Origin of the sequence: uncultured Aquimarina sp., from assembly GCF_947492405.1 — a bacterium.
Taxonomy (GTDB): domain Bacteria; phylum Bacteroidota; class Bacteroidia; order Flavobacteriales; family Flavobacteriaceae; genus Aquimarina.
The window spans coordinates 630,401-650,236 of sequence record NZ_CANLMP010000004.1 but is presented as its reverse complement, the minus strand read 5'-3'; the positions used below and the strand labels follow the sequence as shown (position 1 = coordinate 650,236).

Sequence of the window (19,836 nt, the reverse complement as noted above, 5' to 3'; positions counted from 1 at the left end):
ATCCTAACACACAAACACAAAAAAACCTAACAATTCAATAAATAAATAATGTCGGAACGATTTAATCGATAAGGAAGCTAATCAATGCTGTTCTTAATCGTTTTTCGCTCTAGTATTATAAAATTAACAGTATGGAATGAATTAAATCTTAAAACCATATAAATGAATTGTAAAAAAATTAGCTTAGAACCAGAAAAATGGATCGATCGATATTATGATTATATGATAGCGTTTGCCAGAAAAAGAATAACTGATCCAATTATAGTAGAAGATATCGTGCAAGAAACTTTTTATGCTGCTTTAAAATCTCAATTTCGTTATAACGGAAGTTCAAAAGAACGGACTTGGTTGACAACTATTTTAAAACGTAAAATAATTGATAATTATAGAAAAACTAACTCGAGGGCAGGACGTCTGGAACAATTAAAAACTGATATTTCTGGATATGAAAACTTTAATCTTAAAATAAATATGCTTTTAATATCCGAATGTCAACAAGCTGATTATAATATTCGCTTTAAGGAATTAAATAAAGTTCTGAAGATGGAAATAAGGAAACTGCCTAAAAAAGAGTCAAAAGTATTTACCTTAAAATTTGTAAAGGAATATGATGTAGACACTATCTGTAAAAAGTTAGGAATATCACGAGAATATTATTGGGTACTAATACATCGTGCAAGAAAAAAAATATCTAATTCTATATTGTGAAAAGACTTTTGGACAAGAACTAAAAAAGTAATCTGCTATTTTCGAATAACAAATTTGTTATTCGAAAATAGCAGATTGATTACTAATAACAATTATAAACTACTGCACAATTAATTTCGAAGTTTGTATGGTTTCTGATGATGTTGCATCAATGATGTTCATAATGTAAATTCCCTGAGCGACTTTTTCAAGGTTAATTTGAGAAGAGTCCGATAGTCTTTCTCTACTAAAAACTTCTTGTCCTTTTAGGTTATATAACTTAACTCGATAGGTGTTTTTTAGACCTTGAATGTTTATAACACCTTGATTTACAGGATTTGGATACACAGATACTTCAGCGATTGGAGTGTCTTTTGTCAAGTTCTCAGAATTTCTACTTCTGTTTGATGTACAATTTAATGTACCATAATCAAAATTTCCATTAGCCCAAAGCCATTCTCCAGCTCCAGCTCCAGTTCTTACTGCATTTTCTGATTGTACTGTAGTACCTGCAAAAGTAATTTTATCAATACGTACGTTTTTATCACCCCCATTAGAAGAAACTCCATCATTAATAAATTGCACTTTTACATTCCCCCCAGAAGTTGTGTCCGTAGTGTAGTTTTGCATGCTGGTACTATTTACTGCCCATTCGCGCACCAACTGATTATTTATTAAAAGTCGGATAACTTCTTCACCTGTTGCACCTGCAGCTCGAACAACAATTGTACAATCTGATGTTGCATTATTCACGACATCAATATTTGGCTTATATTTAAAATCCAATCGATCATTCCAAAATGTACCTGTTGGTCCAATATGTGTGGTAAATCTATACCGATCATTTCCTAAGGGTAAATTAGCAGGTATCTCTACAGGTATATCAATCGTGCCGGTTCCTCGGGTTACCGGAACTCTTACCGATGCAAAAGAAGCATAGTTTGATTCTTGTTGAAAATTAACGAATAAATCGCGATTCGTAGATGCTGAGTAAGCTACTTTTACAGTGGCGGTAAATCCTGGTGATACTGAAGTAGGAGTAGTCATGGAAACAACCTTATCCTGAATATCAGCAGTTTTTTTAAATTTTAATCGATCTACTTTCAACCAATTGGATTTAGCTCTTACAATAATCGTGTGAGTGCCAGGTGGTAATTCTCTCGTAGTGTAGGTTAACTCACCCCAATAGGCATCTTTATCCAAAGCAGAAATAGAACCGGGAATTAAGTTAAACTGTTTAACTAGCCCCTTTACCTTAATTTCGTATTTATCTATAAGATTTGTTGTAGTTCCTGATTGTTCTCCTGTGCGTAATCGTAAGTCCAGTTTATACTTTCCAGTTTCGCTGATAGTAATGGTTGTTGATAATTCATCATTGGTATCATATAATCGCACAAATTTTCCTCCACTGGCATCGGGATTGTATGTGTCTGGTCCGATTGTCGCTATTGTTCCTGCTTCGTTACGAACAGTATACTTATTTTCAATTTCAATAGTGCCTTCGGTTGATGCAGGAGGAGGTCCATCATCCCTACCTTTAACACATTTAAAATTATCCATTCTTAAATATTGTGTATGATCTGGTGCCCAACTTGGATCATTTCCTCCCATAAACGTATCAAAAAGTACACGGTTTACCGTATTTCCTTGAGACATTAAACGCAGCCCGCTGCGATCTAATTTCTTTTGTCCGTTTACCCAAACTTCAACTCTACCGTTCGCATTATTACCGGTATTAACCGTTACTGTTTGTTTCAGAGTATACCAAATTCCTGTTTGAAAATTAAGTCCCACGTTCCAATTCTCTCCATAAAAATCGGTTTGATCTTTATAATAAGCATATACAACCATTCTACCGTTTTCTCTCCACATATACCGCGTAGAGAATCCACTACCGTCAGACGGTATTCCCCCACCGGTAGGTGCACTACCACCTGCTAAACCAGGTAGTTTACCACCCAATCTCCAATCAAATCCATTATCAAATTTCACTTTATACTCAAGAGTGTATACATTGTTTCCATTAATATTGGATCTGGCTACGATACCACAGTTGGTTCCATATACTCCTTGTGCAAATTTTATGCGTAAATTTTTGTCCTGTATATCTGAATTTTGAGAGTTTAACCAATAATTACAATTTCCTACATCGCTTTGACATCTTGACTGATTATAAGTAGTACCATTTCCATATTCAAAAGTATTGGTAAAACCATCAGTTTGGCTCTTTATTTTATTTATTCCCAAAAAGAATATCGCAACCATTAGTATCCGATATAAAGAAATATTCCTATTGCGATTGGTTTTTTTTGATAATTTGAGTTTCAATTTCATAATAAGTTATTTAAATTAATTCATATAATTTTAGGGTTTGACAGGCTTTTATAATGCTATCTGCCTTGGTAAAATATTACAAAAGCCGTTTACATCAAACACTGCGATTTATTTTATAATAAGTTTAGAGGTTTTTATAGTTTCTTGTGTAGTTTCATCCATCAGATCGAGGATATACAATCCTTCGCCTATGTTGTTTAAACCAATTGTTGAATTTATTAAAACATGATCTTTGGTAAACACTACTGCTCCGGTAAGATTATATAGTTTTATTTGATATTTTGATTGTTGGTCAGCTCCGCTAATAGTTATAGTAGGATTAGATTTTGCAATAGGATTTGGAAATATATTGACAGTAGTGTTTCTTGGTTTGACTTGTTTTGTAAAAGAACTTCTATTGTTGGGAGAACAGGATATTACTCCAAAATTAAAGTTCCCGTTACAGTATAACTCCTGACCATAACCACAACCTGTTCTTATCGCATTATCTTCTGTTTGGTATAATGTACCACAAACTTGAATCCAGTCTATATTTACATTAAGATCACATCCGTTATTGGCATCATTTACAAAAGCTATTTTAATCTCTTGGTCACCTCTGTATTGATTATAGGTATAAAGTTCAATATCTGACGTTAAAGTCCATTCACTCACGGTTTGATTATTTAATAAAAGTTGAATTTTTTCACCACCGCAAAACCCTTCTGCACCAATAGTGATGGTAGAAAATGTTCCTGTAGAGGCATTCGTGCAATCCACACCGGTTCTCACTACATTATCTGTTCTATTTGGCCACCCTCCCCCAGGAGTAGTAATAAAGGTCTGAAATTGATATTCATCTACCGCAATCGGTGTGTTCGAAGCAATTGGTACCCGTACGGTTATAGTACCACTTCCTTCAGTAATGGGAACGATCGTTTCTCCGTAGACCGTATAGTTAGGACCACTTACTGATTGAAATGCTACCTGGATATCTCTATTCGTTGAAGAAGAATAGGTGACTGTTACACCTACCATAGTTCCTGGATTTACTTCTTCAGGAGCTGATACCGATACAATATCGTCATTACTTCCTGGATTACTTACATCAAATGGTAGTGCTCCTATATCTGAAGAGGTTCCAAACCCTACATTTTCTGCAGTCCCAATAGCAGGACTACCTGCAAGAAGTTTTACATTCTGAACCGGGAATCCATTATTAACAGTTGGCAATCTTAGTCTGGCTGAGGTTGAATTCTGATTATACGGATTCGTCATAGTAGCTAACAAATTTGTTTGAGATTGAGTAAGCCCGTTAGTACTTGTTAGGTTTGGGTTTGTCACAATATCGTTGCTGCTCACAGGTTCTGGATTTCCTGTAGTGTTCCAATGTATATTTTGGTTGTAATTAATGTTGGTATCTTGATATCTAGAAATAGTAGTTCTGGAACCATTAGTATTATATAATATATTGTTCTTTATATTGGCATTGTTGACTCTACCTATTGATAATTGAGAATCTCCAATTGCAACTTCGTAAGCTGGGTTTGCAATACGAGTGGTTTGACCGTTATCAAACATTGTATTATGATACACATCCACATTATTACTGGAAAAAATATTAATTCCCTGCCCTCCGTTTCCATAACAAATATTACCAATTACCAATGTTCTACCGGTATATGGAACAGGATTGCTACTTTGGTTTTGGGTAAAATCATCGACTATGATGCCGTTTCCATCTGTCATCCTATTATTACCAATACCTCCTGCAAATCCTCTTAGATTAACATTATAACGACTGATATTATTTTTAAAAATAATGCTATGATTAGGATACTCAGGAAACTTACCCACATTAAGATTAGATGGTTGATATGCAGATATTCCACTATTGGCATTGTTGGCCTCATATGCGCAATGTTCGACTAAATTACCTTCTATGAGTATAATATCTGATCCTCCAATAGTAATACCGTTTCCTGGAAAATCATGAAAGTAATTGTTACGAATGATTACATGATGTGAATTGTTATCCATCGCAATGCCTCTTCTTTGTCGCCATTGTTCTAATCCGAAATTTGGATTCCCTATTAGATTTTTTACATCATTAGGAGCAGGCTCGAACTCGAGGTTTTCAATAATTATATACGAAGTGTTAAAAACGTCAATACCTTTTATGGAGGCCGAAACTACCTTTGGTAAATTACCTTGTGCATCCTTTACACCCTGAAATGTAATGTAATTGCCGTTTGATCCGGATCTTTGAATAAAAATTTCTGCCCAAGGACTGCTTGGGTTTTCACCCGTATAAGTTCCGGGCATTATTTTTACAGTATCTCCTGGGGAGACAACACCAGATGCATATTGAATTTGTTGAAAAGCTGCTGTTGGACTAAGTCCTGTGTTATTGTTATTTCCGTTATTGGAATCTACGTAGTAGATAGTCTGGGCAGGAAGATAGATCGTGAACAATAAACAAAGAATGTTCAATAATTTTATTCTTTTCATAATTTCTTTTTTTTTAAGTTGATCTTAAATGGTTACGTTTTATCATCAGAAATAAGTTATTCCGAATCTGCAACAATATTTTCTCGTCATTAACTTATACGCTTAGTTTTTGATAACTAACAGTGAGGTTTAAAGTTTAACTTTTGTTAATTCTTTGTTAAGTAAAGATTATAGGTGTATATATACATTTAGCTTATTCAAATCACTGATAACAAGGGTTTTAAGTGTTTTTTAGAGATTTTACTAATAGTAATCTAACTTTCAACAAAATGGGAGGAGTGAATTTTTAAAAAGTATATCTAAAAACAGAAATAAGTCATTCTTAAACTCAAAAGATTGTTTTATAAATCGAAGTAGAAAAACGATATATAATTGATTACTTTTATATAACCTTAAAACCTATTTTATGAATATTAACCAACTATCTTTAAAAAGAGAGAACACTTTGTTACTGTAGGACTCTTTTGCATCCGCACTAAATAAATTAGACAAATTACGTATTGATTGGGTTAATAATCCTTGGTTTTAGAGGGTTAGATCTTGTGTGTGTTCTGTATTCAGATGAAGAACGCATATTCTTCAATGATATAGGTTTTGACTTTACAATTTATTCAAATCATCTAATTAAAATATTATGAAAATATACAACACTTTAAAAAAAGATATTCTTTCACCCAGAAAGAATAACCTCAAACCAAAATTTACAACCTACGTTCCTATTCGTGTAAATAATTTAGAGTTTAAGTTAGTCTCTAATTTTAGCTGGAAAATACTCTTGCTTGTAACCTTTTGTTTGTTACTCCAAAAAAATGCATATGCTCAAACAGTACCAAACGGTGAGCGTTTAAAAGATATAGCGGGAAACCAAACTTTAATAGGCAGTGTAATAGGTGCTGGTACTTATTTGCCGATAAATACCCAACAAGAATGGAAACAAAATTCTCAGACTGTCCTTCTTAGAGAATGTAGTGCAGGAACGGTATTATGTTTTCCTACCTTTACCTGGACAGGTCCATATCAATATGACCTGGATGATTTTAATGCCACAGTGAATTGGTTAGAAGATAATAACAAAGTTCAAATAGCACATCTATTAGCTGGAGGATTTACCTATCATCCTCAATGGCTTATAGATAATCGCGGTACTTACTCCCAAGCTGAATTACGAAATATGCTGGAACAGTTTATCAAAACTGTTATACAAAGTAATAATAACGATGAAAAAGTAGATATTTGGAATGTGGTTAATGAAGCTTTCTTTGTCACTGGTGATTTTACCATTGCTAATAGTGTATTTAATGCTTTGGGACGTGAAGATGATGAATCTGGATTGACGGGTGATGATAAAGTAGTCAATAGATTTCCGATCTACATTCGATTAGCTTTTGAATATGCCAGAAAGTATACGAATAAGAAGCTGGAATTACGTGAAAATAACTGCCATTTTTCAGGGTTAAAGCATGATAAACTATTATATCAATTGGCAAATCATCTTAAAAACAAGAATGTACCTGTAGATGTTATTAGTTTTCAAACACATTTATCAACGGGTAGAAATTATGATTGGAATGATTTTAAAAATCAAATAAAAAAATATAAGGACTTAGGTTACGAAGTCTATATTACGGAACTTGATGTAGGCAATTCCGGTACCTCTACAGGTGATCAGGAACAAAGAGACGTGGCTTACAATGCGATCAAGGCAGCAAGAGAAGCAGGTGTTGGTTTAATAAACTTCTGGGGATTACGTGATGGTGAACTGGGAGCATACAGAGAGGATGAATTTCCTAACTATTTTGAGACAGCAAATTTTAACCCTAAACCGTCTTATTATGGCATGCAACAGGCATTAAACGAAACTAAGTTTAATCAGTCTCCTCAACCACCAATTAATGTAACGGCAAGTACTTCATCCAATAGTCAAATTCAACTGAGTTGGGGAGATGCTTCTTACAATGAAGCAGGATTCAAAATAGAGCGCAAAACAGGTAATGGCTCTTATAGTCAGATAGCTAGCGTAGGATCAAATAGAACTAGTTATACAGATAATGGACTCGCAGCATCTACGACCTATTCTTATAGAATCAGGGCTTATAATACGTACGGTAATTCTACATATAGCAATCAAGCCAGTGCCACAACGTCCTCAGACACTGGTGGTTCTTCAAGTTTCAGCTTTATACCTGTAGCAGATAGTTATATTGATAATACAAACCCTTCAAGAAACAACGGATCCAGAAGTAGTATCGCTATGCAATCGAGTTCTAATAGACAATTGCAAGCCCTCACAAGATTTCAAGTAAATGGTTTGGTCAACAAAAAAGTAATCGCTGCAAAATTAGTACTCAAAGAATCTCCCAATGGTAGCATTAATAATAATAACAGTCGTATTACTGTTCGAAGAATTAATAGTAGTTGGTCAGAAACTGCTGTGAGTTGGAATAATCGCCCTGTTTTTGGAACACAAGAACTAGGTAGTTACCCAAGAAACTCTATTCAGGATAATGAAACGATTGAGATTAATATAGATGCTGCTTTTTTTGATAATGATGGAGTATATAATTTGGCCTTATTAGGTGATGGAGGGGGAAACGATGTCCATTTTTATTCCAGAGAAGGATCAGTTCCTCCAAAATTGGTGTTAACCTTACAGGATGATGCACAAACAGGAAACACTCAGAATATTATTGTAAGGGTCAAAGGAGATTGTGGGGGAGAAAGTATGTCATTACAAATAGGAGGTAGCGATGTAAAAACTTGGAATAGTATAGGAACTGCATTTGCTAATTTTCAATATACAGGTAATGATAGTGGGGCTATCAGAGTACGATTTATTAATGATGGAAATCAAAATCAGTGTGATAAAAATATACAAATCGATTACATATCGATCAATGGAAATGTTTACCAGGCTGAAGGGCAGGAAATTAATACCGGAGTCTATCAAAACGGAAGTTGTGGTGGTGCGTATAGCCAGAGTTTACATTGCGGTGGGTATATTCAATTTAATGATCTGAATAGAACTAATTCGATAGAGGAGTCTTTAAAAAACACCGAACAAATCAGGATATATCCTAATCCAGTTACCGGAAACTCTATCCAGATTGAGTTTTTAGATTCAAATATTCCTCATCGGGTATCACTATACGATGTTCAAGGAAAAATGATCCAGAATATGAATCCGAAAAATAATAATTCTATTGTTATAGATGCTAGCAAATTAGCTACAGGTATGTATATCTTAAAAATTATAGGTAATAAAGAAATTTATACCGAACAAATTATAAAAAAGTAAATGTCTTAATATAATAGTCACATATCTTGAGAAAACCCAGGGTATGTGACTTATATAGAATTAATTATATGGTTATGAAATATATATATTATAGGAATGTTATTAGCTTTTTTATTATTCTTAATTTTTTATTTCTAATAAAAAGTTACAGTCAAAACCTAAATAGAATTCAAAATGTAAATGTTACAGGTAGCGAATTAAATATAGGCGATTGTACTCCGGTTACGACTTTTAATGATGCAATGTATGTTGCTTGGATAGAAGGAACTACCCTTAAAGTTTCTAAGAAATTATCTAACGGTTCAAGCATTACTAATATTGTAAGACGAAATATTCAAAATGATAAATACCATGTAATGCCATCTATCGCTGTTGACAAAACAGGATATATACATATTACTGCAGATGTTCATAATCAAGACTGGGTTTATTATATTTCGAACAATCCAGAATCAATAGATGCTTTTACTAAACATAATCCAGGAAGTATAAGTTGTCCACCCGGAGAAGAAATTACTTATCCAGAATTTTTTAAAGATGTTAATGACGAATTATATATAACCTATAGACATCAAACAAAGTATAATGGAGATGTACCAGGAAAAATGGGGGGTGCGATTGCTAAGTATAATGTGCAATCGAAGTCGTGGACCATGCTTGGAGGAACATCTCATGGAGGTAGTAAAACGATGGTTTGGGCTAACGGTGGAGCAAATAAGAAAGGGTTTTACCAAAAGCCGCTAATTCGTTTGTTTTGGGATCGTACCAACAGAATACACTTGGTAACCACTATTGCTGTAGAAAATGCCCCAAATAGAACAAATAATGGGATGACCGATGTTTTATATGCATATTCTGATGATGGAGGATTTACCTGGAAAAAAGCTAATAGGAGTTCAATCAACAGTTTGCCTCTTACCCGAAATAACGCATCGGTGATAGCCAATAGATCGAGTCAGAAAGATATTATATCTGGCGCCAGAATAGTTGCTTTTGACCGAAACAAACCAGTAGTATCGTATCAAATAGGAGAAGGAAGTAATAAACAATTGTTTATGAAAACCTGGAATGGTAATTCCTGGAAAGAATTAAATGCTCCATATAAAGCTACAGCATTCTATGGAAGACGAAATGGTGAAGTAGTAGTTTTTAGGCCCTATAATGGTTGGTATATTACCAAGGATGAAGGAAAGTCTTGGCAAAATATGCGATCTAATCCTTCTAGCTATAATGGTACTTCTGATCAGGTGGATTATGAGTATTACTTGACAACTGGAGATTTCAGGTGGAGAACTGTTGACCGAAATTCTGATAAAGTAACGATCTACACATATGATCGAAACGAGGAATCGGAAGAAATAAATATACCAGTTTTTGAAATAAAAGAATATACAGGACCATCTACAGTAGTGGCCGGACAAAGCTATAGTGTAAATATTCCTTATAATGTTTCAGAACCTGCCGATCTTATTTTAACAATTCAGAATAGGGATGATAGTTTTAGAAATGCAGGTTTTGCTCGTGTTTTAGTAAGTGAAAATGGTACAGCTAAGGTAAATATACAAATAGATTCTGATTCTAAGCTAGGAAATAATTATGTCTGGAAAGCTTATCTAACCACTAGAGGCGGAAATTGGAGTAATCGACATATAGTTAGAAGTATATATGACATTACCTATTCAGTTTCGCAGTCTTTTAGTATAAAGAACTATTTACCGCCGAATCATGTAAGACCGGGTGAAACTTATACTATCAATATTCCCTATACGGGAACAGGAACAGCAGATGTGAAAATCTCGCTTCAAAACAAAGATGAAAATTGGGAAACAGAAGGATCCGCACGCTTAGCCGTTAATGGTAATGGAACTGTATCCTTAAACGTTACGGTAGATCGAGATGCTAAACTAGGGAATAACTACATATGGCAAGCCTATATTGGACCTTCTGGAGGGAACTGGAACAGTCGATATGATAGCAAAAGTGTCAATGATATCAGTTGCAGTTTTAATTTAAGAACGGTTTCAAACCTGTTGGAACTTCAAACCAAAAATCAGAAACTTCCAAACATAAGTGATAAGATTAATTTTTATCCAAATCCAGTAAACAATCAATTGATCTTAAAGTCGAGTAGTTCGTTAAAAGATATACAAAGTATCAAAATCTATGACATACAAGGCAAGTTAGTAAAGAAAATGACTAAGAATAAATTAGAATTGAACACTCAGAGATCTATTGATGTATCTGGTATTGGTAATGGGTTGTATATTTTATCCATAGATCTTATAACGGGAGAAACAGAAAACTCTCAATTTGTTATTAAACATTAAACTCAACTATATGCTTTCCTGAATTGCTCAATTATCGCTTTTTAGGAAAGCTTTTTTTTAAAGCTAAACTTATGAAGAATATTCAGTTTTTTTGGATTACTACATCATTTACAATTCTAAATATAACGATTTCTTGGTCACAGGTTCCTGCTTTTCCGGGAGCTGAAGGATTTGGTGCTGGTGCTAGAGGCGGTCGTGGCGGACAAGTAGTTTATGTAACCAATCTCAACGATTCTGGCGTAGGTAGCTTCAGAGCTGCTTGTGAGGCTTCAGGACCAAGAACCATTCTATTTAAGGTAGGTGGTACAATCACATTAGAATCTACCGTAAAAATAGAGAATCCTTATATTACTATTGCAGGACAATCTGCTCCTGGTGGAGGAATATGTCTTAGAACTCTCAATGATAAAACTCCAGTTTCTATGAAGACACATGATATCATTATGCGTTATATAAGAATCCGACCGGGTTCTGGAGTTACCCCGGAGGGATCTGATACGAAAGACGCGTTAGTCATAAAATCAGAAGATGCTCACGATATTATGATTGATCATTGTTCCTTTACATGGGGTGTTGATGAAACCGTATCAACTTATACTGGTGATCCCGATATAAATGTGACTAATATTACTTTTCAATGGAGTATTATAGCTGATGCGCTCAATTGTAATACTCATGTAGAAGGATGTCATAGTAAAGGTATGTTATTACAAAATGCTGAGCAAATCTCTATACATCATAATTTATTTGCTAATAATGGGGCGCGAAATCCCATGATACTTTCTGGAGAACATGATGTGGTGAATAACGTAATATATAATTGGAAAGGATCTGTGGTTAAGATCGAAAATCGTTATGGGAGTGTATTTCTCAATTATGTAAAAAACTATTTAGTGCCAGGAGAAGATAGTGATTTAACCGAATATGGGCTACAGGTAAAAACTCCGGGCATAAACCTATTCTTAGAAGATAATATAGCAGAACATTCAAGACCAGATAATAGTTATCCAGAAGATGCAATCGTTAATTTTAGAGAACCTGGAACAGTAGTTTCTACGAGATATCCATTTCCATTTGTTACTACCACTCCTGCGAGTCAGGCTTATGATGATGTTTTAAAAAACGCTGGTGCTAGATTACCACAGCGAGACAGCGTAGACCAAGGTATTGTTGATGGTGTGAGAAACAGAACAGGCAGGATTATCGATTACCCTTCTGATGTTGGAGGGTATCCTGTGTTGGCTATGGGTATTGCGCCAACGGATAGTGATTCAGACGGAATGCCTGATCAATGGGAGACAAGTCATGGATTGAATCCTAACAATTCCTCAGATGGATCCGAAGATCAAGATGGGAATGGATATACTAATATAGAGGAGTACTTAAATAGTTTAACGGATAATAGCACTACTATCCCAGAAGATTGTAATGGCGACCAAGGAGGTAGTGCTTATATCGATTCTTGCGGAAATTGTGTAGGAGGCAATACCAACATTAATCCTTGCGATCCCGGCATAGAAATTAAGGATGTTACAATTCCGATTGTTACAAAAAAAGATGACGCAGAAGAAAGCCTAAATGGGAGAATTGATCTAAATAGCTCGGACATAGAATTGGTTGACGATAGAACCACAACTCAGACAGTAGGGTTAAGGTTTCGTAATATTCCTGTCCCCAAAAATGCTAAGATTACAAAAGCATATATTCAATTGACTGTAGATGAACTTGATTCTAATCCTTGTGATTTGATAATCAAAGGGCATGATACGAATGATGCTCCAATATTTAATTCACAATCTGATTTTAATATTTCTAGCAGACCTACAACTGATTCAAGTGTTAATTGGAATCCAAGTCCGTGGATCTCAATAGGAGAGACAAGTGAAAATCAACGAACCCCAGATATAAGAACAATTATTCAAGAAATTGTAAATAGAGATGGATGGGTGTCAAATAATAGTATCGCTATCATTATTCAAGGAAATGGAGAGCGTACAGCAGAATCCTATGATGGGTCTCCTAATCAGGCAGCTACTTTAAGAATCGAATATGAGAATGTTCCTCAAACTATAGAAAATAATATTGGCAGGCTAACTAATCAAAATTATGAAGAAGGTTTGCCCCCTATAAGTTTTTATCCTAGCCCAGCAAATAATCAATTGATCTTAAAGAACAATAATGCTATTGAAGATATAAAGAGTATCAGAATTTATGATCTACAAGGCGTGATGGTAAAAGATATCGCTAAGAATGAATTAGAATTAAATACCCAGAAATCCATTGATGTATCAGCGATTGACAATGGTGTTTATATTTTGTCTATAGATTTTGTAAAGAGAGAAATACAAAACTTTCAGTTTGTTATTAAACATTGAACTCAGCTATAGGCTTTCCTGAATTATTCAACTATCGAACTTTCAGGCAAGCTGAATTTAAAAATCGCTAGAAAGCAATTAAATAAGAAAACCGTATAGCCTGAAACATAGATTAGGAAAAGCTTTTACTCCTTAATCAATAATATAGGCTACCGTGAAGATTTTTTCTAACTATTTAAAGTGTTAATATATACAATTGTCAAGAAAAATTTCAAAAATGAATTTCAATTCTATATACCTTATCCTACTGTTAATTCCATTTGTTTGCTTCTCACAAAAATGGTACAACTATAAACATAATGAAGTAGTTTCATTACAGGCAAAGTATACAGAAAAAACTATTATCATAGACGGGGTACTATCAGAATGGGATCATACAGAGGAAATAGCGCTTAAAAATATTCTTTTTAAGAATAAACAGAATATCCATAAAGTGTTAGCACTATGGGATAAACAAAAACTGTATATAGCCTTTCGTATTTATGATGATTATTTATACGAAATACCCAATCCAGATAATAATAATCTATGGAATGATGATGGTGTCGAATTATATATTTGTACCAAACCAGAAAACGCTCCTCTAAATTATTTATCTGAGAATGAGTTTCAGTTTAGTACTAATATTAATAAAAATATCTCAACTATTAGAGGTAAACCATTATCAGAAGAGGACAGCCTAGTCATTGGTGAGAATAGGAATTTCAAATGGAAAGGAGACTTTCAAGTTGGTATTACCTATGATGGAACCATTAATGACAACACCGATAAAGACTGTATGTATATTGTAGAATTAACTGTAGGTTGGAGTTCAGTAAGTTACATTCCTAAAATAGGTAGCAGACTTCTTGCTGATCTATGTGTAAACGATAGAGATGATCGTACATCTTTTAAATATTGGGATTGGGCTAACCTTTCCATATTTGCACAACCGCAGAAATGTAACAAAATAATACTTACAGATCAGAATGGATACATAACTTCTGAAAAAACAGAGTATTTTATATATTTTACTCTAGTATTATTTATTTTGGATCTTCTATCCTTTTTCAGGTTAAAAAAACAGTCTTTACTAAGACAAATAGTATTGAGAAAGCAAGAGATTTCTATTCCCGAAAAAAAGAAAGTGGCACCTTCGGATTCTTATACAAAAGAAATAGTACTACAAGCGATAAGAATCATTGAAGAAAAATTCGAACAAAACATAGGAATAAAACAATTATCTGAAAGCCTTCATAAATCTCCGAGACAATTACAGCGTTTATTAAAAAAAGAGACAGGAAATACATTTACTGAAATCATTACAAAAAGACGCATGGAAAAAAGCAAGGATTTACTATTAGGGAGTAATCTTTCAATATCTCAAATAGCTTTTAACGTAGGTATACAGGATGCTTCCCATTTTAACAGGGTGTTTAAAAAACATTTTGGTGCGACCCCTTCAGAAATAAGATCGTCTAATGTATAAAACAAGTCTTTTGTAATTTGATGAATAGTATAAATAATAATGCTTTTAATTCCATGCAAATTGGAGTTAAAATAAAGTGCGTTTTAGGGCAAAAAATTTAAAAATTCTAATCTATTAACAATATGATCTTAAAATTAAGCGGACAGGGAAATGTAGTGATTATTTGACGTTTTTTGCTTATAAATTGTCGTAAAATCCAAATAATTCAAATGATGTAATCCCTAGTTTTGAAACGTAAAATTTCTTCAAATTAATTTATAAACTTAACACAATTATCTTATGAAAAATGTTTTTTTAAACCTAGTATTAATACTTATTATACCCATTTCATTATGGGCTCAGGAACCCATAGCAATTCCCTCATTCCACGCTATGAGCCTATATTGGTCTCCATCGGGAGGAGTCCAAGGAAAAAAAGTAGTGGTAAGTTATCGGGAAACGGGAGCAACGCAATGGCTTGCAACACAAGATATGATATATAACCCTCGCCATAGTACAGAGGTAGGTAAATACAGAAGTAGTGTGGTTAATTTAAAACCTAATACTGATTATGATTTTAGACTCACACTTCAAGGTGGAGTAACAAAGCAATTAAAAAAACGTACTTGGACAGAAAAATTTCCTATTAAAAAGACAATAAAAATTGGGAATCGTACCAGCACACTCAACGCAAGTGAATCAGGCGATAAAAATGGATATGTGCTTTATGAAGCAGAAAACCCTGGTCAAACGGTTATAAACGTAGGGAATAATGCAAAAAGTGGTATAAGTGTAACTGGAGAATATGTTATCATACGTGGATTCATTGTTAAAGGTGCCCAACGAGATGGAATTCTGGTTCAGAGTAATCACGTAGTAGTCGAAAATAATGATGTAAGTGGTTTTGGAAGAAGGGGTGCAGATGGATTTGCTTTAAATTGGGATTCAGGAATAAAACAAGTACGAGGAAAAGGTAATATTATTATCCAACGCAATAAGATCCATCACCCTAGGTATGATGCCAATAGTTGGCTGGAACCAAGACCTAATTACACTAGTAATAATCACCCTCTAGGTGCTACTGGGATAAATCTATTTGAAAGTTCTGGTAAAAATGTGATACGTTATAACGAAATATATTCGGATAACGCTCATTATTTTAATGATGGTATAGGAGGAGGACAAAATGATAGTTGGGTAGGTAATGTAGGCAGCGACTCCGATATTTATGGTAACAAAATAAGTCACTGTCACGATGATGCTCTTGAGATAGAAGGAGGAAACCGTAATGTTCGTATTTGGAACAATTATATGAAACAATGTTTTATTGGTGTTGGCACAGCACCAGTATCTATTGGTCCAATGTATGTTTTTAGAAATGTTGCAGAAAAATTAGAAATTACTGTAAATGGCACAGGTGGTCGATTCTGGAAAGGTGGAACTGCGGGTAACCAAAGCTATATGGGAGGATTGATTTATATCTTTCATAATACTATTTTCAATAACAAGGCGGGTATAGATGGATTAGGAAATAAACCTATGAAGAATATTACGTCAAGAAATAATATTCTTGCTGTTAGATCTTCAGGAAACAATAGTATATCAGCAAATGATGGAAATAATAGTTACAATTATGACTTATACAATGGTAAAATACCAAACGGTACAGAAGCAAACGGTATTAAAGGTAATGCAACTTATGAAAATGGTGCTGGTTTCAATTCACAAAATAACACAGGTAATTTTAAATTGTCCACATCTAGTTTAGGGTTTGATGCAGGGATTAAAATAGCCAATTTTAATGATAGTTTTAATGGGAAAGCTCCTGATATGGGTGCTCACGAAAATAATACTTCTAATTTTTCTTATGGCGTAAATGCCAATTTCTTACCTGATTCCTCTCCTACTGATCCTGTTGATCCTATTGAAGATATCACTTCAAGAAATTGGCATTTAGAAAATAAAGCTACAGATCAGTGGGTACGTCCTTTAGACTGTGCTAGTGATATTGGTACTCCATTAGTAGTAACTCCTAAAGGAAACACAGGTAATTGTAGTATGTTTACTTTTGAAGAAACCGACACTGGATATTATTTTATCATTAATAAAGCTACAGAAGGTAGATTGAAATTTTTTAGAGATTCTAATAACGGAAATGATACTGTGCCTGTAGAATTAGTGAGTGATGCCTATACTGGATGGAATCCGCAATGGAAGCTTATCGACGCAGGAGATGGATATTACCGAATACAAAACAGAGTTACGGGCAACTGGATACGTTCTCAGGGATGCTCTGGTGATGAAAACACGTTAATTACTCAGGTGTCTACTGGATTTTCAGGGGATTGTACCAAGTGGAGATTGGTTGATGCAGGGGTCAGAAATAAATCAATAGAACATTCTAAATCATTAGGTAATACAGTATTCTTATACCCCAATCCTGTGAATAAACAATTATTTTTAGAATCTCATAATTCCTTAAAAAATATAGAATTCATTAAAATCTATGATGTGCAAGGAAGGATTACAAAAGATATCTCTAACAGCGAATTAAAATTGAATACCCTTAGATCTATTGATGTATCTGGAATTAAGAATGGAATGTATATTCTGTCTATAGGTTTTATTAAAGGAGAAACAGAAAACTCTCAGTTTGTTATTAAACATTAAACAATAACACTAAACTTTAACTAGCCTTCTTGAATTTTTAATTTTAAAAATTCAAGAAGGCTATAATTTTATAGGTCTTTTAGATTTATAAAAAAGATTTAGTTAATAAGTTTTCTCTCTCATTATAACTTATTTATTGTTTTGCAGTAGAATATTTGTAGATTATCCATACGTCGTTAAAGTCTGAAAATAATAGATAAGTTAAAAGTGCTTTTTTTATTAAAATATTCTTAATTTACAGTTTTAGAATGTAGAATATGTTAATTGCTCGATATGTATTTTTTCTTTTTATTGTGTCAGTTAATGCACAATCTTTAGAACCTCTTCCAGATAAATATAAAAGCGAATCTTATGATTTAAAAAATGATATTTCTAATGTTGAAGAACTGAAAAAACTGAAGCCTTATTACCAGTTAGGAGTTCGTTATATAAAAAAAGATTTAAATTTATCTTTACATTACTTTCGATTATTTATAGAAGAATCCAAAAATTATGAATCAGAAGAATTGTTTGCAGATTCATATTTACGGATTGGAGCCATATTATATGCTAAAGGAGAACTGCAATCATCTCTAAAACATTATGATTCTTCTGAATACTATGGTAAAAAAACTAAAGACACAATTAGTCTTATTGCTACTAAAAATGATAGAGCATTATTATATAAAAACACAGGACATTTAAGGAAAGCTGCCAAAGACTATTTTGACATTCTTAAGTATATTAACAATCAAGAAAAGTATAGATTTGAGGCTATTTTTGTATACAACAATTTAGGGATACTGTATCAAAATCTCGATGAACCGAAAAAAAGTATCGTTTATTTAGTAAAGGCCTTAGAAATAAGTAAAAAAATTAAAAATCAAGAACTTGTATTAAAATCTTTATTGAATTTAGGGAATGCCGAAGCAGATTTAGAGAATTATGACAATGCCTTCAATTACTTAAATGAGGTATTAATTATTGCTGATTCTTTGAATAACCGTAATTTATTAAGAATGGCAAACAACAATGTAGCGTATTATCTGTATTTAGATAAAAAGTATAAAGAAAGCATTTTGTATGCCAAAAAAGCATTAGAATATAGAGCTGGAGATATAAGGTCACTAGGTTCAGATACTTATCATACTTTAGGGATGGCCTATATGGAATTAGGTAATTATAATCTTTCGGAGAGCTACTTATTAAAAGCTTTAGGCATTTCTGAGAAACATAAATTAAAGTCTATTTTTCTAGAATGTAAATTTGGGTTATATCAACTAAAACAAAAAATGAGTGATTACAAGTCTGCTCTGAAATTGTATGAGGAATATGTAGTGATTAAAGATAGTTTTTATGGTGGTATGGTTAAAAAAGAAATAAAAAACATGGAATCTAACCTAATACTCGAAGAAAAAGAGCAGGAACTTCAGAATTTATCTCTTGAAAAAAAGATAAATGAAGATCTATTTTCTAAAAAGATTAGAACTATTTTACAAATATTAGGATTGATGATTTTCGCTTCAATAATTCTAATCCGTTTTTATTTTTTGAAAAACAAGGCTACCATAGCAGAAAATCAAAAAAAGCTTACAGAGAGTAAGATGCAGCTTCTGCGATCTCAAATGAACCCTCATTTCATTTTTAACACGATTGGGGGTATACAAAACTTTATACTAAAATCAGAGAAGTATAAAGCGTATGATTATCTAACAATGTTTTCAGAATCTATTCGTTCGATTTTTGAAAACTCAGAGAGTCCTTTTATTCTTTTCAGTAAAGAAATAAAGTTAATTAGAGGGTATGTAAACTTAGAAATTATTAGATTTAGGAATAAGATTGAATATATCGAGGATATTGATAAAAACTTATTAGAGGAAGATGAAATGGTGGCAGCTATGATGTTACAGCCTATTGTAGAGAATGCAATAATTCACGGGTTAAGTAATAAAAAAGGTTCGGGATATATTAAGTTCAAGGTTATAAAAGAAAAAGAATATCTTACTTGTATTGTACAGGACAATGGAATTGGAATAAAAGCTGCTCAACAAATCAAAAAAAACAGACCAGAAAATCATCTTTCAGTGGCAACGATAAACACAAATGAACGTATGAAGATTTTAAAAAAAATGGGATATCAAAGATCTCAAGTTACCTATCAAGATCTTTATAATCCGGAAGGAAAACCGCAAGGAACTAAAGTAACAGTTCTTCTGCCTATAAAAAAATAGT

Annotated in this window: 9 protein-coding genes; 7 read left to right on the top strand and 2 right to left on the bottom strand. The window is 33.3% G+C overall.

Going from position 1 to position 19,836, the window contains the following annotated elements; genetic code table 11:
• Positions 1 to 162 precede the first annotated feature (162 nt).
• Entirely contained in the window at positions 163 to 708 is a 546-nt protein-coding gene (locus tag Q0829_RS17410) for a sigma-70 family RNA polymerase sigma factor (RefSeq protein ID WP_298545596.1), read from the top strand.
• 99 nt (positions 709 to 807) lie between these two features.
• Here the strand turns inward: Q0829_RS17410 and Q0829_RS17405 are convergent, their stop codons facing one another.
• Together Q0829_RS17405 and Q0829_RS17400 are read right to left on the bottom strand one after the other, a co-directional pair.
• Complete coding sequence (locus Q0829_RS17405; RefSeq protein ID WP_298545594.1) at positions 808 to 3,021, bottom strand: polysaccharide lyase; 2,214 nt, start codon at positions 3,019 to 3,021, stop codon at positions 808 to 810.
• 108 nt (positions 3,022 to 3,129) lie between these two features.
• Positions 3,130 to 5,511 (bottom strand): carbohydrate-binding domain-containing protein, encoded by a 2,382-nt coding sequence (locus Q0829_RS17400; protein ID WP_298545592.1) that lies wholly within the window; start codon positions 5,509 to 5,511, stop codon positions 3,130 to 3,132.
• Between the two features lie 634 nt (positions 5,512 to 6,145).
• Between Q0829_RS17400 and Q0829_RS17395 the strand changes: the two genes are divergently transcribed.
• The 6 genes from Q0829_RS17395 (at position 6,146) to Q0829_RS17370 (ending at position 19,835) form a co-directional block, all read left to right on the top strand.
• Complete coding sequence (locus tag Q0829_RS17395) at positions 6,146 to 8,806, top strand: endo-1,4-beta-xylanase (RefSeq protein ID WP_298545589.1); 2,661 nt, start codon at positions 6,146 to 6,148, stop codon at positions 8,804 to 8,806.
• Positions 8,807 to 8,880: 74 nt separating this feature from the next.
• Positions 8,881 to 11,133 (top strand): BNR-4 repeat-containing protein, encoded by a 2,253-nt coding sequence (locus tag Q0829_RS17390; protein WP_298545588.1) that lies wholly within the window; start codon positions 8,881 to 8,883, stop codon positions 11,131 to 11,133.
• A 71-nt stretch (positions 11,134 to 11,204) separates the two neighbouring features.
• Positions 11,205 to 13,508, top strand: a complete 2,304-nt coding sequence (locus Q0829_RS17385; protein ID WP_298545586.1) for a T9SS type A sorting domain-containing protein — start codon at positions 11,205 to 11,207, stop codon at positions 13,506 to 13,508.
• Positions 13,509 to 13,725: 217 nt separating this feature from the next.
• Positions 13,726 to 14,976: a helix-turn-helix domain-containing protein gene (locus tag Q0829_RS17380; protein WP_298545583.1), complete on the top strand. Its 1,251-nt coding sequence runs from the start codon at positions 13,726 to 13,728 to the stop codon at positions 14,974 to 14,976.
• 279 nt (positions 14,977 to 15,255) lie between these two features.
• Positions 15,256 to 17,625: a T9SS type A sorting domain-containing protein gene (locus Q0829_RS17375; RefSeq protein ID WP_298545579.1), complete on the top strand. Its 2,370-nt coding sequence runs from the start codon at positions 15,256 to 15,258 to the stop codon at positions 17,623 to 17,625.
• Between the two features lie 257 nt (positions 17,626 to 17,882).
• Positions 17,883 to 19,835 carry a tetratricopeptide repeat protein gene (locus Q0829_RS17370; protein ID WP_298545576.1) on the top strand — a complete coding sequence of 651 codons (1,953 nt, stop codon included), beginning with the start codon at positions 17,883 to 17,885 and terminating at the stop codon, positions 19,833 to 19,835.
• The last annotated feature ends 1 nt before the right edge of the window (position 19,836 follow it).

Bases quoted from the DNA above. Each gene is read 5' to 3' on its own strand.
- Q0829_RS17410 (WP_298545596.1), top strand. From the start codon at position 163: ATGAATTGTAAAAAAATTAGCTTAGAACCAGAAAAATGGATCGATCGA.
- Q0829_RS17405 (WP_298545594.1), bottom strand. From the start codon at position 3,021: ATGAAATTGAAACTCAAATTATCAAAAAAAACCAATCGCAATAGGAAT.
- Q0829_RS17400 (WP_298545592.1), bottom strand. From the start codon at position 5,511: ATGAAAAGAATAAAATTATTGAACATTCTTTGTTTATTGTTCACGATC.
- Q0829_RS17395 (WP_298545589.1), top strand. From the start codon at position 6,146: ATGAAAATATACAACACTTTAAAAAAAGATATTCTTTCACCCAGAAAG.
- Q0829_RS17390 (WP_298545588.1), top strand. From the start codon at position 8,881: ATGAAATATATATATTATAGGAATGTTATTAGCTTTTTTATTATTCTT.
- Q0829_RS17385 (WP_298545586.1), top strand. From the start codon at position 11,205: ATGAAGAATATTCAGTTTTTTTGGATTACTACATCATTTACAATTCTA.
- Q0829_RS17380 (WP_298545583.1), top strand. From the start codon at position 13,726: ATGAATTTCAATTCTATATACCTTATCCTACTGTTAATTCCATTTGTT.
- Q0829_RS17375 (WP_298545579.1), top strand. From the start codon at position 15,256: ATGAAAAATGTTTTTTTAAACCTAGTATTAATACTTATTATACCCATT.
- Q0829_RS17370 (WP_298545576.1), top strand. From the start codon at position 17,883: ATGTTAATTGCTCGATATGTATTTTTTCTTTTTATTGTGTCAGTTAAT.